Below are 24,554 nucleotides of genomic sequence, written 5' to 3'. Positions count from 1 at the left end.
GCTTCTCAAGCTTGAAGCGGGGCTCACTGTATCAGTGGCGACGACCGCTCCATAGAATCAACACGTGTCCTCGCCCCGGTGGCCCCCTCGATGAGCACCAAGCCTCTGATGATCGCCCCGTCGATCCTCTCCGCTGATTTCTCCCGCCTCGGAGACGATGTGCGTGCCGTCGATGAGGCTGGTGCGGACTGGATCCACGTTGATGTGATGGATGGTCGCTTCGTTCCGAACATCACGATCGGTCCTTTGATCGTCGAAGCGCTTCGGCCCGTCACCGCCAAGCCGCTGGACGTGCACCTGATGATCGTGGAACCCGAGCGTTACGTGCCGGATTTCGCCAAGGCCGGTGCCGACATCATCTCCGTGCAGGTGGAAGCCTGCCCTCACCTGCACCGCAATCTCAGCCAGATCAAGGATCTGGGCAAACAGGCCGGAGCCGTGCTCAACCCCAGCACCCCCCTCGACACCCTTGAGTACTGCCTCGAGCTCTGCGACTTGGTGTTGATCATGAGTGTCAACCCAGGCTTCGGAGGTCAGAGCTTCATCCCATCGGCGGTGGACAAGGTACGCAGCCTGCGCCGGATGTGTGACGACAAGGGCTTGGATCCCTGGATCGAGGTGGATGGGGGCATCAAGGGCAGCAATGCCTGGCAGGTGATTGAAGCGGGTGCCAACGCGATTGTTTCGGGCTCGGGCGTGTTCAACCAGCCCAGCTATGCCGAAGCGATCACAGGGATTCGCAACAGCCGTCGCCCCCAGGCGGTTCCGGCCTGAACGCACGTCCTTAACATCCCTTGACAAACCGGTTCGGGATCTGTCCCGGGCCGGTTTTTATTGTCATTGCTCCCTGGCCAGAGACGGGGCCGTTGCGTTTCCCCCACGGCCATCCGCTTTCGTGGGTCATACCTTTCAACCGCTAAACCCTCATCCCAAGCAGAGAGTTCTCCTCGCTGGCCCCGGACCTGTTGCTCGATCGAGCTGCTGCCCATGGAATCTGCCAAGGCTCAGCGGCTTGCGGTTGGCTTAGGCACTGAGGAACCAGCCGTAGCTATGGAGGCCAATGCCGAGCAAATTCACCCCGATGTAGCAAACCACGATCACCACGAGGCCCGCAACGGCCACCAGGGCGGGCCGGCGCCCCTGCCAGCCGCGGCTGAGACGGGTGTGCAGATAGGCGGCATAGACCAGCCAGCAGATCAGGGCCCAGGTTTCCTTCGGGTCCCAGCTCCACCAGCTGCCCCAGGCCTCGTTGGCCCAGACCGCTCCGCTCACCAGGCCGACGGTGAGCAGCAGGAAGCCCACCGTGATCGTGCGATAGCTGAGGCTGTCGAGTTGCTCGCTGACGCTGATCGCCACGCTGGAGAGCTCCAGGCCTGCTCCGTCGACGCCTGCGAGCTGAGCGCGGCGGAACCCCCCGGTGCCGATGGAACTGCTGCGCAACTCCAGCTGTTCGCCCCTGGCGGTGAACAGGACCGCAAGCGAAAGCAGGGAGCCGACCAGCAAGGCGGCGTAGCTGACCATAATCACGCTCACGTGCATGATCAGCCAACTGGAGCGCAGGGCCGGCACCAGGGGTGAGGCCTGCTGCAGGGTGTCGGGCAGGGCGAAGCTGGCGAAGGCCACGCAGCCCAAGCCCATCGGTGTGGAGGCGGCGGCCACCAGGGGCGAGGGCCACGAGCGCTCCACCAGCAGCTGGGTGAGGGTGCAGGCCCAGGCGAGGAAACACAGGGACTCGTAGAGATTGCTGATCGGAAAGTGACCTGATCCCCACCAACGCAGCACCAACTGGGAGGTGAGGGCCAGATTCGCTGAGGCCACCAGCAGGCGCACGGGGCTGCCGCTGCGGCCAGCGCTGACATCCCAGAAGGCCAGTGGTAGGGCCAGAAGCAGCAGACCAAAGGCCGTCAGACCGAGGGCAAGGACCGGATCGTTCACGGCGGCAGACAACGGCAGAAAGAGACTTGAGGGCAGTCTGGCGCGGCGCCCCGCCGCTTAGCGGCTGGCCTGGCGAAGGAGCAACAGTCCACCGGCAAGGCCGACCAGCACGGGCAGCCAGGCTGCCAGGAAGGGCATCAGAGTCCCCCTCACCCCCAGGGAACTGAAGATGAATGACATCAGGTAGTAAGAAAAGATCAAAAGCACGCTGATGCCGAATCCCTGGCTGCGGCTGGTGCGGGCGTTGGGTCTCACCCCGAGGCTGCTGCCGATCAAGCCAAACACCAGGCAAATGGCCGGGAAGGCGAATTTCTCCTGGATGCGCACCCGCAGGCGCCGGGCTTCCTTTTGATCGCCTCCTTCAGCGAGGAGCCGCTCTGCCTTCATGGCCTCAGCCACGGTCATGCTGCCGGCATCTTTGGGCAGCATGGCGATGTCAATCGGGCTGCGATTGAGGGGGTAGAGGTAGCGGTCGAAATCGGCTGAGGTGGTGCGACCATCACGATCATCCACATTGACGATGCGGCCTTGGCGGAATTCCCACATGGCCTGTTTTTCATTCCAGACCCCTGTTTGTGCCGTCAGCATCTGGCGCTGTCCCTGACGGCTGAAATCGAGAACTGTCACATCCACCATCTCGCCGTTCCTGAATTGGCGGGCATAAAAGAGTTGGGACAGCCCCTCAACATTGCTTCCATCCGGCTGCTGGATCGTGCCGAACCGTGAGTACAACGTGTTCTTTCCCTTTTCGGCGGCGATTGCCCGGCCAAGAGCTCGATCCAGACGCACCGATGCGTTCAGGTTGGAGCGAGGAACCACCACATCGTTGAAGACGAAGGTGAGCACGCTCATCAGGGCGGACACCACCAGGGCCGCCGCCACCATGCGCACCGTGCTCACACCAACGCTGCGCAGGGCCGTCAGTTCGCTGCTGCTCGAAAGCCGGCTGTAGGCCAAGAGTGTGGCCATCAAGGTGGCCATCGGAAATGAGAGCACCAAAAAGCCAGGAAGCCGCAGTACCAGCACCTGAATGGCGGCCCACAGGGGCAGGCCCGATTCGGACACCTTGCGCACCAGCTCGAAGACCACCCCGACGGAGAGTGAAACGGCGGTGAAGGCGGCGATGCCAAAGAGCAAAGGCCCCAGCAGCTCTGAGGCCAGCCAACGGTCCATCAGCGGAACATTCATCCAGAACCGATGGGCTGCTCGCTTCAAGGCATGGGGAGGGGGCGTCACAGCTCGAACCTCTCCCCCAGGTAATGGCGCTTGACCATCGGATCAGCCGCCACCACGGCAGAGGGCCCGGAGGCCAGCAGGCTGCCTTCGGTGAGGATGTAGGCCCGATCGGTGATGCTCAGCGTCTCGCGCACGTTGTGGTCGGTGATGAGCAGGCCCATGCCCCGTTCCTTGAGCCGGCCAATCAGTTGCTGCAGATCGGCTACCGCCAGCGGATCGACGCCGGCGAAGGGTTCATCCAGCAGCAGATAGCGGGGACCGTTGGTGCCGACGGCCAAGGCCCTCGCCACCTCGCAACGACGGCGCTCACCGCCGGAGAGCTGAAAGCCAAGCCTGTGCTGGAAAGGGCCAAGGTGAAATTCTTCGATCAAGTCGTTGAGGCGGGTGCGGCGGCCGGATCGGGGCGTGCCGCTCTGCTGCAGCGCCAACAGAAGGTTGTCGCGCACGGTGAGCTGACGGAAGACACTCGCCTCCTGGGGCAAGTAGCCAATGCCCAGCCGGGCGCGTTGGGGCATGGGCAAATGCTGCACTTCCACGCCATCGAGCCGCACCACGCCCCGGTCCGGCCGGAGCTGACCGGTGACGAGATTGAAGGTGGTGGTCTTGCCGGCACCATTGGGTCCCAGCAGGCCAACCACTTCGCCTGCGTGCAGCACCAGGCTCACATCCTTGACCAGGGGCCTCCCGCCAATGGCGAGGGCCACCTCTTCGAGGGCCAGGCTCATGGGGTGATCGGAGCCGGGGGTCGGGCTTCGTCAGGGAGGCTGTTCGGCGGGCGCGAGGTTCCCGATGGCACTGTCCCAGAAACCGACGGGCCGGGGGTGGGGGGCTTCTGCTGGATCACCATCTTGCTGAACACCTGCTGGCCGGAGGCGGGCTCGGCGATCACCCGATCGGCCTTGATCAGATAGATCACGCGCTCGGCCTTGAGATGGTTCCCGCCCTCCTGGATCACATCCACATCGCCTGTGAGCACCACCCGATCTTCCTTGGTGAAGTACTGGGCCTGGCGTGCCGTCGCCACCACCCGCTGATCGGGGTAGATGATCCGCACGTTGCCGGTGGCCGTGATGATGCCGGTGGACTGATCGGCCTGTTGGCGATCGGAATCGATCGTGACCTGGCCATGGTTGCGTGGGGCTGTGGCCAAGGAAGTGGCTGCTGGATTGGACCCTTCAGCTGCCGGACCACGGCTTGGTGCCCCAATTGGTGCGCCAACGGGCTCCTGCAGGATTTGTACTGGAGTGGGCGAAGAGATCTCCCCCGTTGGAACCTTCCCATCGATCTGCTGGGAGGACGGCCGCTCCCCAGCGATGGGCCTCTGGGGAGGGTCGGAGGGTTGGGCGGGCTGCGTTGATTCCGGAGGCAGAGGAATGGCAGGAGCCGAAGGCAGGGTCGATCTCGGAGCGTTCGCTTGGGCCCAGGCTCTTTGCGCCCATGGCCCGATCGCAAGGCCCCCTGCGCCGATCAGGATCAGCAGGATCAGCGATTCAAACGGCTTCGGCCGGCGCTTTTTGGGCCAGGTCTGCACCGGCAATCGCCTGTTCACATCAAGCCAACCAATGTACAGATCCCATCAGGCCTGCACCTCAAGGGGGGGCAGTGCGCCAGCCGCGCCAGCTTCTCCCAGCTGAAGGGCTTCGAGACGCTCGGAGAGGACACGCCTGAGGGGGCGCAGATCGAGGCCAAGGGCCCCATCGCCATAGGCGGCCAGGCGGCCAAGGCCCTCTCCCATCAAGATCGTGGCCCCCCGGAGATTGCCCCGCTCAAGGTGCCAGTGGGCAACAGCGATCTGCAGGAGGGCCTGCAGGGCCGCACGGTCGGGACCGGCGGTCTCGTGCCACAGCGCCTCGAAGAGGTCGTGGCACGGGTACCAGTCGGCAGCATTGAACAGGGCGAGGCCCTCGAGAAAGCGAGGGTCCTGCTGCGGTTTCTGCATAGGGCCCGCTGAAACCGAACTAGCGCTTGGCGGGTTTCTTCACCGCCAGCTTGCGCAGCCGGATCGACTCAGGGGTGACCTCAAGCATTTCATCGGGGCCGATGTACTCCAGGGCACGTTCCAGGGTCATCTGGATCGGTGTCTGAAGGGTGTCCAGCACCTCAGCGCCGGCCGAGCGGATGTTGGTGACCTGCTTGGCCTTGCAGACGTTGAGCTCGAGGTCGGGCGGACGGTTGTGCTCGCCGACGATCATTCCCTTGTAGACCTTGGTGCCAGGGGTGATGAAGAATTGACCTCGATCTTCGGCTCCCTTGAGGGCGTAGAAGGTGGAGGTGCCCTCCTCAAAGGCCACCAGCACCCCGTTGCGGCGGCTTTCGAACTCACCCTGCATCGGGCGGTACTCAAAGAAAGAATGACTCATGATCCCCTCGCCGCGGGTGGCGCGCACGAAGTCGCCACGGAAGCCGATCAGGCCACGGGCGGGCACCACAAACTCCAGCTGGGTGCGATTATCGCTGCCTGTCTCCATGTTCTGCATTTCGCCCTTGCGCAGGCCAAGCTTTTCGATGCAGCTGCCCACTGCCTCCTCGGGCACATCCATCACCAGGGTTTCATAGGGCTCGCTAGGCGTGCCATCGATGGTGCGGAAGATCACCTTGGGCTGAGACACCTGGAATTCGTAGCCCTCGCGGCGCATCGTTTCAATCAGGATCCCTAAGTGCAACTCACCCCGGCCGCTGACGGCGAAGCGATCGGGGGAATCCGTGTCCTCGACGCGGAGAGCGACGTTGGTGAGCAGTTCCTTCTGGAGGCGCTCCCGCAGCTGACGGCTGGTGACGAATTTGCCTTCCTTACCGGCGAAAGGGGAATCGTTGACGACGAAGGTCATCTGAAGGGTTGGTTCGTCAACCCGGATCAGCGGCAGGGCCTCGGGGTGGTCGGGACAGGCGATGGTTTCACCGATGTTGACCTCATCGAATCCGGCCACAGCCACCAGATCTCCCGCGCGAGCCTCCTGGATTTCGACCCGGGCAAGGCCAACGAAGCCCAACAGCTTGCTGATGCGGCCACGTTTGATGGCGCCGTCGTCCCGGATCAGGGCGGCGGTCTGGCCGGCCTTGATCGTGCCGTTGTGCACGCGGCCGATCATGATCCGACCGAGAAAATCGCTGTAATCGAGTGTTGTGACCTGCATTTGCAGGGGTTTTTCGGGGTCGCCCACCGGGGGCGGCACATGGCGGAGGATCGCGTCGAAGAGCGGCTTCATGTTGTCGCTCTCGGTGGCCATGTCGGGCTTGGCATAGCCACCCATGCCGCTGCCGAAGAGGTACGGGAAATCGCACTGGTCGTCGTCGGCCCCCAGCTCAAGGAATAGATCGAGCACTTTGTCAACGGCCTGCTCGGGGTCCACCCGCACACGGTCGATCTTGTTGACAAAGACGATCGGCCGCAGTCCCTTCTCCAGGGCCTTTTTGAGCACGAAGCGCGTCTGGGGCATCGGGCCCTCGTTGGCGTCAACGATCAGAAGGGCTCCATCGACCATGCCCAGCACGCGCTCGACCTCGCCGCCGAAGTCGGAGTGCCCAGGAGTGTCAACAATGTTGATGCGGATGCCGTTGTAGTTGACAGCGGCATTCTTGGAGAGAATCGTGATACCACGTTCGCGCTCCAGGTCGTTGGAATCAAGCACACAGGTGGGCACCGCTTCACCATCGCGAAAAATGCCCGACTGACTCAACAAGGCATCCACCAGCGTGGTTTTGCCGTGGTCGACGTGGGCAATGATCGCAATGTTGCGGATCGGGGCGCTCTTGTGCTCGCCGCTCATGGATGGATTCTCGGTAATGCTTGTCAGGTAGGGAGGTTTGGGTCTGCGCTGCTGGTTCCGCTCAGCGCAGACACCCTGCTGGAAAGCTGAAGCAACACTTTATCTCAGTGTGGTTCTCTGCGGCGTCTGAGCGAGGAGCAAGCTGGACCGACTCCAAGCCGATCTCAGCGGTGGTGGGCCAGGGTGCCGCGGGTGACGCCGAGCCGGCTGATCAGTTGCTCTTGTTGCCACACCTGGCGCCCGGAGATCCTCCCCGCCAGGGCCGCTTGATAGAGCTCAATGCGCCGCAGACTTTCGCTCCCATCTTCCTGCAACAGTTCGACGCGAAAATGGCGAATGCCGGCTCCCACCAGGGGCGGAAGGGCCTCGACGGCCGTCTGGGCCTTGCCGTTGAACAGCGTATTGCGGCAGCCCAGGTCGGCCTTGAGGGGATGCTCGGCGCCGCTGCGGTCACGAAGCAGCACCTGGTGCTGCTCGCAGGGACGGCCGCAGTCGGTGTGGTCGTGGCCGTCGGAGAGAAAGGCGCAGAACAGGCAGTGCTCCATGTGAAACATCGGCATGTGCTGGTGCAGGGTGAGCTCCAGGCGCTCAGAGGGCAGGACCCTGGCCAGTTCAAGCAACTGGGGAAGGTCGAGGTCGTAGCTGGCGGTGATCCGTACCAGACCCCAGCGTTCCAGCAGCCAGCGGGCACTGAGGGGATTGGCAACGTTGAGGGAAAAATCGCCGACGCAAGGAGCTCGGCAGCTCAGCAGCTCGAGTTGGTCGGCATTGCGCACCAGGTAGCCATCGGCCTCAGCGCGCAGCAATGGTTCGAGGCTCCAGCGCTCATCGGGCCGGCAGATCCGTGGACCCGCGAGCAGCAAGCCCCCTGGCCAGCGCCCACGGCCCAGGGCCACCGCCTGGCGCAATTGATCAGGCTGCTCCAGATCGGCGATCACGGCGTCCAGGGGTTGCTCCAGCAGCGCTTCGAGTTGCTCAAGGCTGCGCACCAGCACGCTCAGGCAGGGAGCTACGGGCTCCCTGCCTGAGTCGAGGGCACGCCCGCTGGCGATCGAAACCGGTTGGAGCGGTGCCTGCTGTAGACGCTGGAGTGCAGTGCTGATCAGCCCATCGCTGGCCTCACCGCTGGTCGTTGTCGTATCGCTTGACGAGGCGAACACCAAGGCGGTGGCGACGTCCATGCCGGCGAGTTGCTGGACGAGGGCGCGTCGCAACGCATTGAGCTGGGCTAGAGGCAAGAACAGCCCATCAGGCAAGGCGAGTTCCAGGCGCTCCAGGCGCCAGGGGGTGCCCCCGAGTCGCCCCAGCTGGGTCTCGAGGCGCTGGCGATCGAGGCCTGGGCCTGTGGCGGCCTGCAGGACCTGGGGCGACAGCACCTCCGCCAGGGGCGCTGGGTCCCTGGCGGAGGTGCCTTCGCCACTGGATCCAATCCAGGCTTCCAGTCGCAGCGGTGCCCCCAGTGCGCCACTCAGCTTCAGCTTCAGGCCCTGCTGGAGTTCCGGGGTGGCGGCCCTGGCCAGCCGCTCCGCCTGACGCCCCTGACGTGGGGAGCTGCTCTGCCAGCAGGGGGCACCGTGCCCAAGGTGGGAGGTGTTGATGGCAGCGGGCCCAAGCCGCACCGCAACACAGCCGCGCTCCCGGGACTCCACCGCCATCACCCGCCCGCCGATCTCGACAGGTGCCTCGAGGGGCTGGCTCCCGGCCACCTCGAACACCAGCCCATCGCCGGGCTCCAGGGTGGCGCTGGTCTCCAGCACAAGCCAGCCCCGGGGCTCCTGACGCCGCAGACGCCCGAGGAAACGGCCCCGTTTCTTGCTCCAGCGTCCATGGACCAGCTGGCGATGGTCCACGCCCTCCAGCCAGCCAGTGCCCAGACCCCGTGAAAAACTCAGCTCGAGGTTTGCTCGCGTGGCCCCAGGGTCGCGCTCCGGCCCTCCGCCAACACCAGAGGCCGCTTCAGCTCCATCAAGGGCACGGCGATAGGTGTCTGTGACCTGCGCCACGTAGGAGGGGTCCTTGAGGCGCCCTTCAATCTTGAGGCTGGCCACTCCGGTTTCCAGCAGCTGGGGCAACAGCTCCCAGGCGGACAGATCCTGGGGAGAGAGCAGGTAGCGCTGTTCTCCCAGGTCACGCTCAACTCCGTCCACGACCAATTGATAGGGAAGCCGGCAGGCCTGGGCGCACTCGCCGCGGTTGGCGCTGCGCTGCCCCAGGGCTTCGCTGGTGAGGCACTGACCTGAATAGGCCACGCACAGGGCCCCATGGACGAACACCTCCAAGGGCATCGCCAGCTGCCGCTCCCTCAACTGGCGCTGCAACCGATGCAGATCCTTGAGGCTCAACTCCCGGGCAAGCACCACACGCTCGCAGCCCAACTCAGCAGCTTGAGCCACACCGGCGGCGCTGGTGATCGTCATCTGGGTGGAAGCGTGCAGGGGCAGATCCGGCACCAGTTCGGCGGCCAGGCGGCAGAGGCCCACGTCCTGGACGATCAGGGCATCCACCGCCGCCGACCGCGCCGCCAGCAGCAACTGAGCCGCCTGCTCCAGTTCATCGCTGAACACCAACACGTTGAGGGTCAAAAAGCCCTTCACCCCACGCCGGTGCAGCCAGTTCATCAACGCCGGAAGCTCATCGCGTTGGATGTTTTCGGCCCGCAGGCGGGCGTTGAAGGCCTCGACGCCGAAGTAAACAGCATCGGCCCCGTTGGCCACCGCCGCTCGCACCGCCCCCCAGCTGCCTGCGGGGGCGAGAAGTTCCGGTTGTCGGATGAAGTGACTCAACGGTTGAAACGCTGGGCTGCCTCGAACTGCCGCAGGGCATCGGCCGAGCCCTCAAAGCGCCAATGCCATGGCTCGTAGCTCACCCCCTGGCGGTTGTTGAGCGGGAACGAGAGTTGGAAGTGGTAGCGGTTGGCGTTCTGCTTCAGCCAATGGAAGGCGGGAGTCTGATCAAAGTTGGCCGAAAGATTGGTCTGGGGACGGCTGCCGTCGCCCAGATCGACGGCATAGCCAGTGCTGTGCTCAGAAAAACCCGGGGGAGCACTCACGCGGGCCCGCTCCTCGGCGCTCTGGTTGCGTGCGGCTTTCACGTCAAAGAAAAGATGCTTCTGCAGGGCTTCCGAGCGAAAGGCGCTGAGCAGGCGCAGATCAACGCCGGAACCCGCCGCGTCCTGAAGCAGCGCGCGCAACGCCTGGGCCGCCTCCCGGCGCAGGCTCTGCCCAGGCGCCACCTCCACCAGAGCAATTGCCTTGGCTTCGGCATAGGGGAAGTGCCCCAACAGGCGTCCATCGATTCCCTGGCGAGCCGAAAGGCCCTGCACGGGCGGTGGACCCAGCAGGCGCCTGAGGGGCCCGGGGAAGACGAGCACGAGGCCCACCCCCAGGGCGAGCAGCACCACGGCGGTGCCGAGCACCGGGCGCCAACCGCGGCGGCGGCGCAAGGCGGGGTTGAGCGTGCGCCGGGCCACCGGAATGTCGTCGCGCACGGCCGGACGGGCCACAGCCCTCGTTTCAAGCTTTGCGGCGATCGTAGGGGCGAAGGGCCCGGGGCCCAGCAGGCGCGCTACCAACGGTGTTAGCTTCCGATCAACATCGTTCCAGCGGAGCAGGTTTCAAGATGTTGCGAGTGGCTGTGGTTGGTGGCGGCCCAAGCGGCTCCTGTGCTGCGGAAGTTCTGGCCAAGGCCGGCATCGAAACGTGGCTGTTCGAGCGCAAGCTCGACAATGCCAAACCCTGTGGCGGTGCGATCCCTCTCTGCATGGTGGCTGAATTCGATCTCCCCGAGTCGATCATCGACCGCAAGGTTCGCAACATGAAGATGATCTCCCCCTCCAACCGGGAGGTGGACATTCATCTGGAGAACGAAGGCGAATACATCGGCATGTGTCGCCGCGAGGTGATGGATGCCTACCTGCGTAATCGGGCCGCGGATCTCGGCGCCCATCTCGTGAATGGGCTGGTGCAGTCCATTGAGACCGGCAAGAACCGCCAAGGCCCCTACACCCTTCGCTATGCCGATTATTCCGCTGGTGGGGCCACCGGTGAGATCAAGACCCTGGATGTCGACCTGATCGTCGGTGCCGACGGTGCCAACAGCCGCGTGGCCAAGGCCATGGATGCCGGCGACTACAACATGGCGATCGCTTTCCAGGAGCGCATCCGCCTTCCCAAGGAAGAGATGGCCCACTACGAGGATCTCGCCGAGATGTACGTGGGCACTGATGTCTCTCCCGATTTCTACGCCTGGGTGTTCCCGAAATACGACCACGTGGCTGTGGGCACGGGCACGATGCAAAAGAATCAGTCACTGATCAAGGGCCTCCAGAAGGGCATTCGTGAGCGAGCCAGCAAGCGGTTACTCCACGGTGAGGTGATCAAGGTTGAGGCCCATCCGATTCCCGAACATCCCCGTCCGCGACGGGTTGTCGGACGCATGGCCCTGGTGGGAGATGCCGCCGGCTACGTCACCAAGAGCTCGGGCGAGGGGATCTATTTCGCCGCCAAGAGCGGACGCATGTGCGCCGAGGAGATCGTCGCGGCCAGCGCCAACGGCACCCGCATCCCCACGGAAAAAGACCTGAAGCTCTACATCAAGAAATGGGACAAGGCCTACGGCGCCACCTACAAGGTGCTGGAGATCCTTCAAAACGTTTTTTACAGCAACGATCCCGCCCGCGAAGCCTTCGTCGAGATGTGCGACGACAAGGATGTGCAGCGGCTCACCTTCGACAGCTACCTCTACAAGCGCGTAGTACCGGTCAATCCCTGGCAGACCCTCAAGCTCACGCTGCTGACCATCGGCGCCTACCTGCGGGGCCAGGCTTTCGCGCCCGGGGGCTACAAGCCCGTGGCCAGCGCCGTGCGCAGCTCCGAAGAAGTGTCCGCGATGCAGGCTGAGGCGGGGGACGCCGCCACCAGAGTGGGTCTCTCCAAGCATGCCCAGGCTGCCGTTCAGCCGGTCGATGGCTCTACTGCTGAACCTGCCGTTGCCGATGGGCCTGGATCGGAGGAGCGGGAACCGGCCTTGGTCGGCAAAGGCTGAGCCCGGCAGTCAACCTGGCGATCCCCCATGGCTGGTCTCGCCCGATCGCCGGGGCTTTCGATCCCCTGGGTGGGTAAGCACAGGGCTTGTCTCACCTTCACATCCAGCTCCTCACCGGATGCACGGGGAACGTAGATCACGCCCAACCATGGGGCCGTCTAGCGTTCGGCGATCCCAGCTGATTTCCATCCCTTCGCGCGCGAATTGAACAGCCCCAGGGCCGCCCCCCTACGACAGGTCCGGCCCGTGCGTTCGTTGCCTTGCTGCCCGTCAACCCTGAGGGGACGCCATGTTCAATCTCAGGGCAAGAAACCGGCAGCTGGAGTGGATGGATGAACCAGGTATCGATCCCCTTGCCCATGCCGAAGCCCTGGGAGGTCTCGAGCGCATCAATGGGATCAGCTTCGCTGCCCATAGCCTGTTCGCACCGATCCGCGACCTGGCCCGGGGCCTACCCGAGCAGCCGCTGAGGGTTCTCGACCTGGCCTGCGGCGGTGGTGACAACACCCTGGCCCTGGCCGCACTGGCCCGCCGCGAGGGCCTCAACATCCGCTGTGATGGCTGCGATCTCAGTGATCAGGCGGTGGCGATCGCCACAGGCACTGCCGCTGCCAGGGGGCTGGAGGCGCATTTCTTCAGGGCCGATGCCCTGAACGATCCGCTTCCTGGCGGCTACGACGTGGTGCTTTGCTCCCTGTTCCTCCACCATCTCGACGGCGACGACGCCGTGCTCCTGCTCCAGCGCATGGCCGCAACAACAGGCCACCTGTTGCTTGTGAACGATCTGATCCGCAGTCCGCTGGGGTATGCGCTGGCCTGGTCGGCCTGTCGTCTGCTCAGCCGCTCCACCATCGTTCATCACGACGGCCCCGTTTCCGTGCAAGGCGCGTTCACCACGGCAGAGGCGGCCGCCCTGGCCGCTTCCGCCGGCCTGGGGGGCGCCCTGGTCCGCCGCTGTTGGCCCGAGCGCTACCTGCTGCAGTGGAGGCGCCCGGCGGCAGCTGGGGCGGGCGCATGAGCCCAGCGGACTGGGACGTGATCGTGCTCGGTGCCGGACCAGCCGGAGCGCTCGCGGCCCGTCAGCTCGCCGCCCAGTCCTTGAGAGTGCTGCTGGTGGAGAAGCAGGCCTTCCCCCGCTGGAAGGTCTGTGGGAGTTGTCTCAACGGCCATGCCCTCGAGACCCTCGAGAGCGCAGGGCTCGGGGGCCTGGTCGCTCGCCTGGGGGGCGTCAAGCTTGAGCGCCTGCGCCTGGCGCTGGGGGGCCACCAGGCGCTGCTCCCCCTGGCCGTTGGCCGGGCCCTCTCCCGCCGCCGTCTGGATCAGGCTCTGGTGGACGAGGCGGTGGCCGTCGGCGCCGAACTGCTCCCTCGGACGGAGGCACTCGTCGCGGGGGCGTTGGGCGGCGTTCGTTCGGTGCAGCTGAAATCAGCATCGGACCTGACCATGGTCACGGCCCGCGTGGTGTTAGTGGCGACGGGACTGGCCGAGCGCAGTTTTCTCTCGCCATCGCCGATCAGCAGCCACGTGAATCGCGGTTCCCGGGTCGGCGCCGGATGCGTGCTGGAATCAGCTCCTCCGTCCTACGGCCCGGGCACCATCCATATGGCCGTGGGCCGTCAGGGCTATGTCGGAGTGGTGCGCACCGAAACAGGGCAGGCCAATCTGGCCGCCGCCTTCGACAGATCGCTCCTGAAGAGTTGCGGTGGCCCTTCAGCAGCGGCACGGCAGGTGCTGAACGAGGCCGGCTTCGAGCCTTTGGACGCTGGTGGTCCCTGGCGGGCCACGGCGGCCCTCACCCGCCGCAGCACGTACGTGGCCGCCGATCGGCTCCTGGTGCTCGGCGACGCCGCCGGCTATGTCGAACCCTTCACGGGTGAAGGCATCGGCTGGGCTCTCAGCAGTGCCCTGGCGGTGGTGCCTCTGGTGCTGCAGGGTCTGAGCGACTGGGACCCAAGGATCGAGCGCGACTGGGCCCAGTCCCATGCCACCCTCATCGGCCGGCGCCAGCGCCTCTGCCATGGCCTGGCTTTTGCCCTGCGTCGGCCCCGGATCAGCCACGCCTTGATGCTGGCCGCTTCCCACCTGCCCATTCTGGTCACACCGGCCCTGAACCACCTCAATGGATCCTTCCAACGCCAGGCGATCCGCTGAGCCCATGGCCCTCACGCTCCGGGGGCTTGGCACCGCGTTGCCACTCCATCGCCTCAACCAGGACGAGGCCTGTCTGGTCGCCCGGGCCGTGGCCACGCCCGAGGGTTCCAGCTCTCCTGGTCAACAGAGACTGTTGGAGACGATCCATCGCCGTTCCGGGGTTGCCACAAGGCACAGCGTGCTGCTTGAACCCGGCGAGCACGGCGGCGCCAACCGGCAGTCGTTTTTTGGCCCGAGCAACCCCAGCACGGGCGCTCGCATGCGTCGCTACGGAAGCGAATGCGGCGCCCTGGCCCTGGAGGCGGCCCGGCGCTGCCTGGAGCAGGCCGAGCTTCCGGGCGCACGCATCACCCATCTGATCACCGTCTCCTGCACAGGTTTCCAGGCTCCGGGCTTCGATTTCGGCCTGATGCGCGATCTGCCGCTGGGGGGGGAGGTGGCCCGGACCCATGTGGGCTTCATGGGTTGTCACGGCACACTCAATGCCCTGAGGGTCGCGGCCGGCTTCATCGGTGCCGATCCTCAGGCCTGCGTGCTGATTTGCTCCGTCGAGCTCTGCAGCCTCCATCTCCAGTACGGCTGGCATCCCGAGCGCATCGTGGCGAATGCGTTGTTCGCCGATGGCGCCGCAGCCCTGGTGGCCACGGGCTGGACCGAAGCACCTGCACCGTTCCAGCAACACATCGCCAGTGGTTCGCTGCTCATTCCCGATAGCCAGGAGGCGATGTCCTGGAGCATCGAGGATCACGGCTTCGCCATGACACTCTCTGCGAAGGTTCCGGCCCTGATCGCTGCACACCTGCGGCCCTGGCTGCAGGACTGGCTGGCCCGCCAGGGGCAGAGCCTCGAAACGATCGGTTCATGGGCCGTGCACCCCGGTGGGCCGCGCATCCTCTCGGCGGTGATGGAGGCCCTGGATCTCGCTCCGGAGCTGATCGAACCCTCCAGGGCCGTGCTGAAGAGCTGCGGCAACATGTCCTCAGCCACGATCCTCTTCATCCTCGAGCGGCTGCGACAGGCCCAGGCTCCCGGTCCTTGCCTGGCGATGGCCTTCGGCCCGGGCCTGAGCGTGGAGGTGGCCCTGCTGAGCTGAGCTCCACCGCAGGGGCCAGGCGGGGCCTGCTCACCCCGACAGGCGGCTGAAGTCCGCCAGCACCGACGCCTGGTTGCGCAGCACTGCCAGCAGATTCAACCGATTGCCGCGGACGGCGGGATCGTCGCCCATCACCATCACGCTGATGTCCCCATCAAAGAAGGCCGCCAGGGCTGCAGCCCCCTCGGCCAACCCCGCAGCCAGCTGCCGGTAACGTCCACGCTGCGCTCCAGTAGCGGCGGAGTGAAGACCCAGGAGCACATCCAGCACCCCCTGTTCGCTGGGTGACTCGAACAGTGAGGGATCCACCACCCCCTCGGGGCTGAGCACATCGCTGGCCAGGCAGGCCCTCTCCGCCAGCCTTGAGGCCCGTTGCACCACCGCCTGCACAGCCGCCAGACGCCCTTCCAGGCGCAACTCCGCCAGCAGCCTGGCCCGCCCCAGGGCATCGGTGGGATCGCTGATCAGGCGCCCCAGAGGCACCGTCTCCCCCGCCACTGCCTGGACCAGATCGGGGGCGAAGCCCTGCTCCTCCAACAAACTGACCAGCCGTTGGCGCAGGAGCTGACTCAAATCATTCGCCAGGTCCTCGGCCCGCACGCCAAAGGCCGGGAAGAGCGACTGCCAATGGGCGCTGGCGCGGCTGAGCAGTCGTCCCAGATCCAGCGGCCAGCCCCGCTCCCAGAGGATCTGCAGCATCCCGTTGCCCGCCCGGCGGAGGGCATAGGGGTCGGAGGAGCCCGTGGGTCGCTCCCCTTTGGCGAAGATGCTCAACAGCACTTCCAGGCGCTCGGCCAGGGCGACCACCGCACCGGCACCGGAGGTAGGCAACCCATCCCCGGCGCCTCGGGGCAGGTAATGCTCCAGCACCGCCAGGGCCACCCCCCGCGGCTCTCCCTCGGCCAGCAGGAGCTTGGCGCCAATGACCCCCTGCAATTCTGGGAACTCCCCCACCAGCTGGCTGACCAGATCGTGTTTGCACAGCCGGGCCGCCCGGCGGGCATGGGCGGCCCCATCCCCCTCCAGGGGTAGCAGCTCCAGGAGTAGATCCGTGAGCCACTCCAGGCGGTTGGTGCGATCGAGCAGGCTGCCCAGGCCCTCGGCAAAGGTCACCCGATCGAGGTCGGCCAGCCGGCTCTCGCTGCGTTGGCTGCGGTCGGCGCGCCAAAAGAACTCGGCATCGGCGAGCCGCGCCTTAAGCACCCGTTCGTTGCCGCGGCGAACGGTGTCTGCGGCCGCCTCCAGGCCGTTGCCGATGCAGAGGAAGCAGGGGAGCAAACGCCCCTCCGAGCTGAGGGCGAGGGGGTCCCAGGAGGCCTCGGTCGCGACCAGGGGCACGTAGCGCTGGTGGAGGCGCATCACCGTGCTGAGCACCTCCGGCGGCAGGGCCAGGAAGCGCTCGTCGAGGGACCCCTCGATCAGGCTGGGCGACTCCACCAGATCGACGAGCTCGTCAAACAGCTCGCTGGGCAGTTCAGGGTGGGCTCCCCGTTCCTCGGCGGCCTTGCCCAGGGCCTGGCGGATCCAGCGGGCGCGCTCGGAGCCGTCCACCTGCACCCCGGCCGCCGCCAGAGCGGTGACGTAGTCCGCGGCATGGGCTATGGGCACGGCCGTGGTCTCCAGGCGATGCCCCCGGCTGTCGCGCGAGCTGTGGAGGGCTGGATCAGAGCCCTCAAGCTGCAGCTCAAGCAACTGGGTATCGAGCAGCGCCACCAGCCAACGCACCGGCCGGCTGAAGCGCATCACCCCTTGGCCCCAGCGCATGAACCGGCGCCCCTGCAGTTCGGTGATCCAGCTGGGGATCCGCTCCACCAGCAACTCTGAGCTGGGGCGGCCGATCCGGCGGTACTGGGCGAACACGAAGGCACCCTTCGGGGTCTCGCGTATCTCCAATTCAGAGGCTTCGATGCCCCAGCGTCGCGCGAAGCCGGTGGCGGCCGCCGTGGGCCGCCCATCAACGATCGCCTGGGCCAAAGGTGGCCCCTTGCGCTCCTCCACCAGATCGTCTTGCCCCGCTGGCAGCTGCTCCACCTGGATCGCCAGGCGCCGGGGGGTGCCGAGGCTGCGCACACTGCCATGGGCCAGCCGCAGATCCGCCAAGTCGCGGCGCACCGCAGCCTCCAACTGGGGCAGGGCGAGACGAACGAAATCCGCCGGAAGTTCCTCGGTGCCGATCTCCAGCAGGAAGGTGGCCACGGGCTTGGGGCACAGAGCAGCCCATGACTGTATTGAACAACCCTGCAGCCACCACCCGTTCGCTACGGTCAATCCCATCTGGTGTGCTGCCGTGACCATCACCTCTGAGCCCACGAAGGCTCCGAGCAAAATCGAGCGCCTCAAAGCGGAAAGCGGGTATCTGCGCGAACCTCTGTTGAGCGAGCTGGCGAACGGCAGCCCACAGTTCACGGAATCGGCGGTCTCGATCCTCAAGTTCCACGGCAGTTACCAGCAGGACAACCGCGACAACCGGCAGAAGGGCAAGGAAAAGGACTGGCAGATGATGCTGCGCCTCCGCAGCCCCGGTGGCCGCATCCCCGTGCCGCTCTATCTGGCCATCGACGAACTGGCCGACCGGCTTGGCAACGGAACCCTGCGGGCCACCACCCGCCAGACCTTCCAGATGCACGGCATCGCCAAGGGCGACCTCAAGGAGGTGATCGCCACCATCGTGCGCCATCTGGGCTCCACCCTGGCCACCTGCGGAGACATCAACCGCAACGTGATGGCTCCAGCTGCCCCATTCGAGAGCGGAGGCTATCCGGCGGCCCGTCAGTTGGCCGAGCGCGTGGCCGATCTGCTTTCACCCGAAGCAGCGGAGGGGGCTTACCTCGATGTCTGGCTCGATGGGGACCACAGCCACCGGATCAAACCCGTCGCCGCCGTGCGCAAGGTGCGCCAGCAACAGGCGATGGGAGCGGTGTTCAGTGGCGATGGCGCCGAACCGCTTTATGGGGGCACCTACCTGCCGCGCAAGTTCAAGGTCGCCGTCACCGTGCCCGGCGACAACTCGGTCGACCTGCTCACCCAGGACATCGGTCTGGTGGCCTTCACTGATGCCAGGGGGCGCCTGAAGGGCTGTAATGTCTACGTCGGGGGAGGCATGGGCCGCACCCACAACAAGGAGGAAACCTTCGCCCGAATCGCCGACCCGCTCGGTTACGTGGCCGGCTCCGCTGTGATGCCCCTGCTGCAGGCGATCGTTGCCCTGCAACGGGACCACGGTGACCGGGAACAGCGTCGCCATGCACGCATGAAGTACCTGATCCACGACCGGGGCATCGATTGGTTTCGCCAGGAGCTGGGTTCTTACTTCTCTGGGGCCCTGCTGCCCTTGAAGACTGAACCGAAGAGCAAGCTTGTGGACTACCTGGGTTGGCACCGCCAGGGCAACGGTCTCTGGTTTGTGGGTCTACCCGTGCTCAGCGGTCGCCTCCAGGGTGAGCTCAAGCGCGGCCTGCGGGATCTGATCGCCACCTATCAGTTGGACGTGCGGCTGACGCCCAACCAGGATCTATTGCTCTGCAACATCGGCGGCAGCCAGCGCAACAGTGTGCGCGCCGCCCTTGCTGAACTCGGCTACTCCCACCCTGAAGCTCCGGCGCCCCTGGCCCGCCATGCCCTGGCTTGCCCGGCCCTGCCCAATTGCGGCCTGGCTGTCACCGAGGCGGAACGGATCTTGCCGGCCGTGCTTGATCGTCTGGAGCGCCAGCTGGAAACGATCGGAATCGACCGAGCCGTGCTCCTGCGCGTCACCGGCTGCCCCAACGGCTGCGCCCGCCCGTACATGGCGGAGATCGGGCTGGTGGGGATCGGTGTTGATGAGTACCAGCTCTGGCTGGGGGGTAGCCCCGATCTGACCCGCCTGGCGGCTCCCTACCTGCAACGGGTCCCCCTGTCGGCTCTCGAACCAACACTGGAGCCCTTGCTGCTGCGCTGGAAACCCCTGAGCCCCAGCCAGAGCTTTGGTGACTTCATCGAGCAGCTCGGGGCTGCCGCGGTCATGGAGCTCCTGGCGGCGCCGGTGGGATGACGGGCGCGTTCTGCGCTTGGTTCGGGCGCGCAGCGAGATGGCCCCATCGGCTGTCCATGGTTCTCTCCCCGGCCCTCGCCGTCCTGCTCGTCCCAGGGGCGGTTCAGGCCCAGCGGACGGTGCCCCTCCCCCCGGTCGCGCCCACCCAGAGCTACCAGCCCGATCAACAGGGCTGCAGCCCAGAGCGGCTGTTGAGTGGATTCAAACGGGGCCTGGCACCCTATGCCGACCAACCCCCAGCCGTGCTGGAGAAGTTGGCCAGCCTGCAGCGTCAGCTCACGGCCGGCAGCCTCAAGGTCTGTCTGGACAAGGGTCTGCTCTCGCCCGCCCAGGTGGAGCGCCTGATTGAGGCCATGGGTCTGGCGCTGCCGCCCCCAGGGCCGGCGTTGGCGCCGCCCCAGCCAACAGAGGCTGAACCCGGGGCGCCTTCCCAGGCTCAGCCTCGCGCCTTGCCCCTCCGCGCAGTTCCGCCTGGCTCCGCTCCAGCCATGCCTTCCGGTTCGCCCCCAACGGCGCCACCCACCAAAGCTCCCGGCCCGCGAGCGACCCCCTCGGCCTTCGATATGTCGCCGATCGAATGGAGTCCGCTCCGTCCCACCCCCCGCGAACCGAACACTCAGCAAGACTCCTCCGCGTCACCGCGGTAACGCCCGTAGGGGGCGAGCGCCTCTCCCTCCAGCCAGGCCCAGAGCTGATCGCCATGGCTGAAATGCCACCACTCATGGGGGTGGCGGTGAAAGCCCGCGGCGGCCATCACCTGCGCGAGCAACTGGCGCCGGCCATGCCAGAGGGCTGCCTCCCCCTGGGGATCCGCGGCGGCGGCGGCAGCGAAGTGATCAGGATCGGACACCGCCCCGATGGCGTCGATGGGAGAGCCCAGATCCAGGAGAGCTCCCTCCACACCAGCGAGGGTGAGGTCGACGGCAGCACCGGTGCTGTGGGGCGGCGGTGTGGCGGGATCCTGGCTCGGTGGAGCCCAGAACCGTGCCACCTCAGCTTCGATCGCCGAGCGCGCTGGGCTGGGCGCTCCGGGGTCCACACCCCGTCCTTGGCAGGTGCTGGCCACGGCGTGCTCGACCATGAACGCCTGCACCGCCACCGGCCGCCAGGCATCGAAGATCGCCAGGGTCAAGCCTGGAGCGGCTCGCTCCAGCGCCGCCTGGGCCGCCAGCAGCCTTGTCACGACTCCCAGGCGCAGGCGAAATGGGCAGGCCCCGGCCCCGTAGGGGGCCCCCAGCGCCTGGTAAGGGTGGGGCTCGATGCGCAGGAGCGCTGCAGGCAAAGGCACCAGCGGTTCGCCGTTATCGGTGATCTCGATGGCACTCCAGGGCCTTGGTGGCGCCATGGGCAACGAACACGACTGGGCCCATTGAAGCGGCCATGGCGCCTCAGTTCAGCTGGGCAGCCTCGCAGGTGCGCTGCTGTTGTTCCGCCAGGGCCTGGGCCAGGCCGGGGTGGTGTTCCAGGGCGGGATCGTCCGCCAGAAGTCTCTTGGCGGCCTCCCGGGCCTGCTCCAGCACGGCGCCGTCGTCGCAGAGGCTGGCCAGGGCCAGATCCGGGAGGCCCGACTGACGTATGCCAAGCACCTGGCCGGGGCCGCGCAGCCGCAGGTCCATTTCGGCGATCTCAAAGCCATCACCACTGCGCACCAGCACCTCCAGCCGCTGACGGGCGCCGGCATTGCCGCTGTCGTTGATTAGGAGGCAATGGGAGGCCGCCGCCCCGCGCCCCACCCGCCCCCGCAACTGGTGCAGTTGCGAGAGCCCGAAACGCTCGGCGTGCTCAATCATCATCACGCTCGCTTCAGGCACATCCACACCCACCTCCACCACGGTGGTGGACACGAGTACATCGGTGTCGCCGCGGGCGAAGGCGCCGATGGCGTCCTGCTTTTCGACACTGCTCAGGCGTCCATGCAGCAGGCCGACGCGCAGCAGGGGAAACACCTGCTCCTGCAGCAGGGCGTGGACTTCGATCGCTGAGCGTAGATCGAGCTTTTCGGATTCTTCCACCAAGGGGAGCACCACATAGGCTCGTTGGCCCAGGTCCACCTGTTGCTGGATCAGCGCATAGGCCTCGCTGCGCTCGCCCGGCCGCAGCAGACGCGTCTGCACAGGCGTGCGACCGGGGGGCAGTTCATCGATCTGGCTCACGTCCAGATCGCCATGGACGGAGAGTGCCAGGGTGCGGGGGATCGGGGTGGCGGTCATCGTCAGCAGATGGGGCTGGAGGCCCTTGGCCAGCAGGCGGTTGCGCTGACGCACCCCGAAGCGGTGCTGCTCATCGACCACCACAAGGCCCAGGCGATCGAAACGCACGGGGTCCTCCAGCAGCGCATGGGTGCCCACCAGCAGGCGCAGGCTGCCGTTCTCCAGGTCCTGCAACAGGGCCCGGCGCCGCTGCCGGGGGGTGGATCCGGTCAGCAACGCCACGGTGACGTGCAACTGGGGCATCCATTCGCAAAGCTTGTGGTAATGCTGCTCCGCCAGCACCTCCGTCGGGGCCATCAGCGCGCCCTGATGCCCCGCCTCCACGGCGGTGAGCAAGGCGGCGATGGCCACCACCGTCTTGCCGCTGCCCACATCCCCCTGCACCAGGCGCGCCATGGGTTGGGGCCGCGCCAGATCCGCGCGGATTTCCGCCAGCACCCGCCGTTGGGCACCCGTGAGCGGAAAGGGCAGCAGCTTCAGGAAGCGGCGCACCAGGCTGCCCTGGCCTGGCGGCAGGGTGAGGGGCGGAGCTGGCCGGTTGGTGAGCTCCCGACGGCGCCGGAGCAGCCCCAGTTGCAGAAGCAGGAATTCATCGAACACCAGCCGTCGACGGCTGGCGCTGAGGCGCTCCCCATCGCTGGGCCCATGGATCTGACTGAGGGCCGTGGCGAGATCACTCAGCCCCTCTTGCTGAAGCAGCCCCTTTGGCAACGGATCCCCCCAGCGCTCAACCGACGGCAGCACCGCCTGAATCGCCTCGCGCAGCCGGTCGGCACCAAGGCCCTCGGTGAGCCCATACACCGGCAGCAGGCGGCCGATGCGCTCGGAGCGCACGGGCGCATCGGCGCTCTCGAGCACCTCGATCAGGGGGTCCTGCAGGCTCAGGCCGTAGGGCCCTTCCTTGACGAGGCCGCTGGCGGCGACCTTGCAGCCCGGCGGGAATTGACGCTGCTGGCTCTTGAGCCAGGCCGGGGAGCTGAAGCGTCGGCCCGCGAAAAAGCGCGACACCTTGAGGCGACCGGTGATGTCCTGGAGCTGGAGCTCCTGGATCGACAGGTTGGGGTTGCGGGGGCTGTTGAACACATGGCAACGGCGCACGGTGGCGACCACCGTGGCGGTTTGACCGGCTGTGAGGTCGCGGATCCGCAAGAGGTTGGAGTAGTCGAGATAGTCGCGGGGGTAATAACGCACCAGATCACGGGCCACCAACAGGCCCAGGGCTGCCAGCCGCGTGGCCGTGCGAGGGCCGATCCCCTTGACGTCCGACAGGGGGGTGTCAGGGGCAATCGGTTGAGCGGCTCCGGCTCCCTTCCAGCCAGGGGGGCTCAAGGGGCCGGGGTCAGCGCTCAGCCGCAGCCGCGGCGCAGCGACCGTCGCGGGAGGCTGCAGGGCCTGCCGGAGCGCGTGCAGGCGCTCGCGGCATTGGCGCACCAGGTTCTGGCGGCGCGACAAAGGCAGGCTGGCGTAGGCGCCAAACCCCTCCGCCAGGGCGCTGAACGGGGCCAGGGCGGCGGCCGGCAGCTCGGGGGGGGGCTGGCGGCAGCTGCGTGCCAGAAAGGCGCTGAATTGCTCTCTCCTGCCGGTGAGATCTTCGAAACCTCGCTCAGCCTCCAGTTCCAGGGATCGCTGAAGCGCGCTGAACCAGGCGTCCTGCTCAGGGGTGGGACCGCTCAGGAGGGGGGCGGGTTCACCTGGCGCTGGTCCTGCAACCACTGCTGTTCAGCTTCGAGGGTGTGCAGCCGCCGCTGCCAATGGCGGTGGTGCTGGGCCATTTTGCGCAACTCCAGGCGCTGGTGCTCAAGGCGCTTGCGACAGGTGCGCAGCGGCGGCAGGGCATCCTCCAGATCACCACAGCGCAACAGCAATCCCAGGGATTCCAGCTGCAGACCCCCCGCCGCCGAGGCAAAGGGCAATTGCAGACGCAGCACGTTGGCGGGGGCGTTCAGGGGATCGATCTGGCCCTGGAGCACCGCCTCCAGCAGGTTGACCGGCATCAGGCTGCGGGTGAGCCTCAGGCGGAGCAGATCGACGTTGAGGGCATGGGAGAGATTGCGCAGCCGCCGCTGCAGGGCCCAATCCAGGGCCTGCCACCAATCCAGCAGCTCGATGGGGTTGCTGGGCAGCAGGGGGGCGTCCGCCATGGGAGCCGCTGCAGGGGAAGCACGGTGACTTGGAGGTTCAGCCGGCGCTGCTGCGTCTGGGGCCTGGGGAGCCTCCTGCTCCGGTGGCGGCTGGCGGCCCATGGTCTCGGCCGCGAGGCTGAACAGGGATTGCATCAGCCTCAGTTGAGAGCTTGGGCCCGTCCCGTGCCGCTCTCCGTCACCCCTGGTCCCGTCGCTTCTGTCCTCGATCTCGCCGGCCATCCAGAAGCCCGTGGAGCTGTCGGATGCCAAGCTCTCGATTGAGTCGAGGGCTTGGTCTTGGTCTCCCACCTGATCGAGATCATCTTGTTCAAGATCAGATCCTTCCGGCTCAGCGTCGTTCAGTTCGCCAGAGTCGATGCCAGTCTCCAGCTTGTCGTTCCCTGAAACGCCGTCCTCGGGGAGATCGTCGCTGGGGCCAGGGGCCCTGCTGCCACGGGTCTCAGCAGCGGCGAATCCGTTGCCACAAGCCTTGCCGTCATCGCTTGGGCCAGCGGGGATGCGTATTCCGAAGCCCACCAGACCAGCCAGGCCCTCGCTGAACAACTCGGCTGAAAGGGGCACATCCAAACCAAGCTGTACCGAACCCTCCGGCAGCTCATCCGTGGCGGCTTCTTCGGCCGAGTGCAGGGCCGCCAGGATTGATTGCCGTTGCTCCAATTGCTGTTGGCGTTGCTCCTTCTCCAGCTGGTGGCCGAGACCGCAGAGCTGCTCAATCGTGAGCAGCGACCCGCAGCGCATGACGAGCCTCTCCAGGCGACGGTGCAACTCGGCGCGTTCGGTGGCGCTGAGCTGGCCGTAGCGCTCGGGATGGACCTGCGTGGCCAGGTGAAAGCAGGCCTGCTGCACCTGATGCAGGAGAGCCTTGCGCAGCACCTGAAGGTACAGCGCCAAGTGGCGGCAGAGCTCCGGGCGGAACTGCAGGAGCCGCTCGTCAATGAGGTCCAG

Annotated in this window: 19 protein-coding genes; 7 read left to right on the top strand and 12 right to left on the bottom strand. The window is 66.3% G+C overall.

Features of this window, described 5'->3' with window-relative positions; genetic code table 11:
• The first annotated feature begins 90 nt into the window (after positions 1 to 90).
• Positions 91 to 774 (top strand): ribulose-phosphate 3-epimerase, encoded by a 684-nt coding sequence (gene rpe, locus KBY88_RS12210; RefSeq protein ID WP_254940211.1) that lies wholly within the window; start codon positions 91 to 93, stop codon positions 772 to 774.
• Positions 775 to 1,023: 249 nt separating this feature from the next.
• Here rpe and ccsB read toward each other — a convergent pair whose 3' ends face one another.
• From ccsB to KBY88_RS12170, 8 genes are all read right to left on the bottom strand, one after another.
• A complete protein-coding gene (ccsB, locus tag KBY88_RS12205; RefSeq protein ID WP_254940210.1) occupies positions 1,024 to 1,935 on the bottom strand; it encodes a c-type cytochrome biogenesis protein CcsB in 912 nt (303 codons plus the stop codon).
• A gap of 57 nt (positions 1,936 to 1,992) precedes the next feature.
• Positions 1,993 to 3,123: an LptF/LptG family permease gene (locus KBY88_RS12200; protein WP_254940209.1), complete on the bottom strand. Its 1,131-nt coding sequence runs from the start codon at positions 3,121 to 3,123 to the stop codon at positions 1,993 to 1,995.
• A 44-nt stretch (positions 3,124 to 3,167) separates the two neighbouring features.
• On the bottom strand, positions 3,168 to 3,896 hold the full coding sequence (gene lptB, locus KBY88_RS12195) for an LPS export ABC transporter ATP-binding protein (protein WP_254940208.1): 729 nt from the start codon (positions 3,894 to 3,896) through the stop codon (positions 3,168 to 3,170).
• Positions 3,893 to 4,321 carry an LptA/OstA family protein gene (locus tag KBY88_RS12190; RefSeq protein ID WP_254940207.1) on the bottom strand — a complete coding sequence of 143 codons (429 nt, stop codon included), beginning with the start codon at positions 4,319 to 4,321 and terminating at the stop codon, positions 3,893 to 3,895. Before KBY88_RS12190 ends, lptB begins: the two co-directional genes overlap by 4 nt.
• A 426-nt stretch (positions 4,322 to 4,747) precedes the next feature.
• Complete coding sequence (locus KBY88_RS12185) at positions 4,748 to 5,110, bottom strand: DUF309 domain-containing protein (RefSeq protein WP_254940206.1); 363 nt, start codon at positions 5,108 to 5,110, stop codon at positions 4,748 to 4,750.
• 19 nt (positions 5,111 to 5,129) lie between these two features.
• Positions 5,130 to 6,938 (bottom strand): translational GTPase TypA, encoded by a 1,809-nt coding sequence (typA, locus tag KBY88_RS12180; RefSeq protein WP_254940205.1) that lies wholly within the window; start codon positions 6,936 to 6,938, stop codon positions 5,130 to 5,132.
• A gap of 164 nt (positions 6,939 to 7,102) precedes the next feature.
• Complete coding sequence (locus KBY88_RS12175) at positions 7,103 to 9,721, bottom strand: U32 family peptidase (RefSeq protein ID WP_254940204.1); 2,619 nt, start codon at positions 9,719 to 9,721, stop codon at positions 7,103 to 7,105.
• Positions 9,718 to 10,440, bottom strand: a complete 723-nt coding sequence (locus KBY88_RS12170; RefSeq protein WP_254940203.1) for a M15 family metallopeptidase — start codon at positions 10,438 to 10,440, stop codon at positions 9,718 to 9,720. Before KBY88_RS12170 ends, KBY88_RS12175 begins: the two co-directional genes overlap by 4 nt.
• 116 nt (positions 10,441 to 10,556) lie before the next feature.
• Between KBY88_RS12170 and chlP the strand changes: the two genes are divergently transcribed.
• From chlP to KBY88_RS12150, 4 genes are all read left to right on the top strand, one after another.
• Complete coding sequence (chlP, locus tag KBY88_RS12165) at positions 10,557 to 11,981, top strand: geranylgeranyl reductase (RefSeq protein WP_254940202.1); 1,425 nt, start codon at positions 10,557 to 10,559, stop codon at positions 11,979 to 11,981.
• Positions 11,982 to 12,270: 289 nt separating this feature from the next.
• Positions 12,271 to 12,999: a methyltransferase domain-containing protein gene (locus KBY88_RS12160; protein WP_254940201.1), complete on the top strand. Its 729-nt coding sequence runs from the start codon at positions 12,271 to 12,273 to the stop codon at positions 12,997 to 12,999.
• Entirely contained in the window at positions 12,996 to 14,132 is a 1,137-nt protein-coding gene (locus KBY88_RS12155; protein WP_254940200.1) for an NAD(P)/FAD-dependent oxidoreductase, read from the top strand. The genes KBY88_RS12160 and KBY88_RS12155 overlap by 4 nt, the downstream gene beginning before the upstream one ends.
• 4 nt (positions 14,133 to 14,136) lie before the next feature.
• Positions 14,137 to 15,225 carry a type III polyketide synthase gene (locus KBY88_RS12150; protein ID WP_254940199.1) on the top strand — a complete coding sequence of 363 codons (1,089 nt, stop codon included), beginning with the start codon at positions 14,137 to 14,139 and terminating at the stop codon, positions 15,223 to 15,225.
• A gap of 30 nt (positions 15,226 to 15,255) precedes the next feature.
• Here the strand turns inward: KBY88_RS12150 and glyS are convergent, their stop codons facing one another.
• The gene (glyS, locus tag KBY88_RS12145; RefSeq protein ID WP_254940198.1) at positions 15,256 to 17,421 is read right to left on the bottom strand and encodes a glycine--tRNA ligase subunit beta; all 2,166 of its coding nucleotides are present in this window, start codon (positions 17,419 to 17,421) and stop codon (positions 15,256 to 15,258) included.
• 91 nt (positions 17,422 to 17,512) lie between these two features.
• Between glyS and sir the strand changes: the two genes are divergently transcribed.
• Together sir and KBY88_RS12135 are read left to right on the top strand one after the other, a co-directional pair.
• Positions 17,513 to 19,255: a sulfite reductase, ferredoxin dependent gene (gene sir / locus KBY88_RS12140; protein ID WP_254940197.1), complete on the top strand. Its 1,743-nt coding sequence runs from the start codon at positions 17,513 to 17,515 to the stop codon at positions 19,253 to 19,255.
• A 56-nt stretch (positions 19,256 to 19,311) separates the two neighbouring features.
• The gene (locus tag KBY88_RS12135) at positions 19,312 to 19,902 is read left to right on the top strand and encodes a hypothetical protein (protein WP_254940196.1); all 591 of its coding nucleotides are present in this window, start codon (positions 19,312 to 19,314) and stop codon (positions 19,900 to 19,902) included.
• On the opposite strand, the gene KBY88_RS12130 is transcribed toward KBY88_RS12135, so the two are convergent.
• Genes KBY88_RS12130 through KBY88_RS12120 form a run of 3 tightly spaced genes read right to left on the bottom strand, consistent with a single transcriptional unit; the run spans position 19,872 to position 24,500 of the window.
• Positions 19,872 to 20,600, bottom strand: a complete 729-nt coding sequence (locus tag KBY88_RS12130) for a M15 family metallopeptidase (RefSeq protein WP_254940195.1) — start codon at positions 20,598 to 20,600, stop codon at positions 19,872 to 19,874. The two genes, KBY88_RS12135 and KBY88_RS12130, sit on opposite strands and share 31 nt — an antisense overlap.
• A gap of 43 nt (positions 20,601 to 20,643) precedes the next feature.
• Positions 20,644 to 23,178: an ATP-dependent DNA helicase RecG gene (gene recG / locus KBY88_RS12125; protein WP_396103072.1), complete on the bottom strand. Its 2,535-nt coding sequence runs from the start codon at positions 23,176 to 23,178 to the stop codon at positions 20,644 to 20,646.
• Positions 23,136 to 24,500: a hypothetical protein gene (locus tag KBY88_RS12120; protein ID WP_254940194.1), complete on the bottom strand. Its 1,365-nt coding sequence runs from the start codon at positions 24,498 to 24,500 to the stop codon at positions 23,136 to 23,138. The genes recG and KBY88_RS12120 overlap by 43 nt, the downstream gene beginning before the upstream one ends.
• Between the last annotated feature and the right edge of the window lie 54 nt (positions 24,501 to 24,554).

Source organism: Cyanobium sp. Morenito 9A2, from assembly GCF_024345575.1.
GTDB lineage: Bacteria > Cyanobacteriota > Cyanobacteriia > PCC-6307 > Cyanobiaceae > ATX-6F1.
This window is presented reverse-complemented; position numbering and strand designations above follow the sequence as displayed.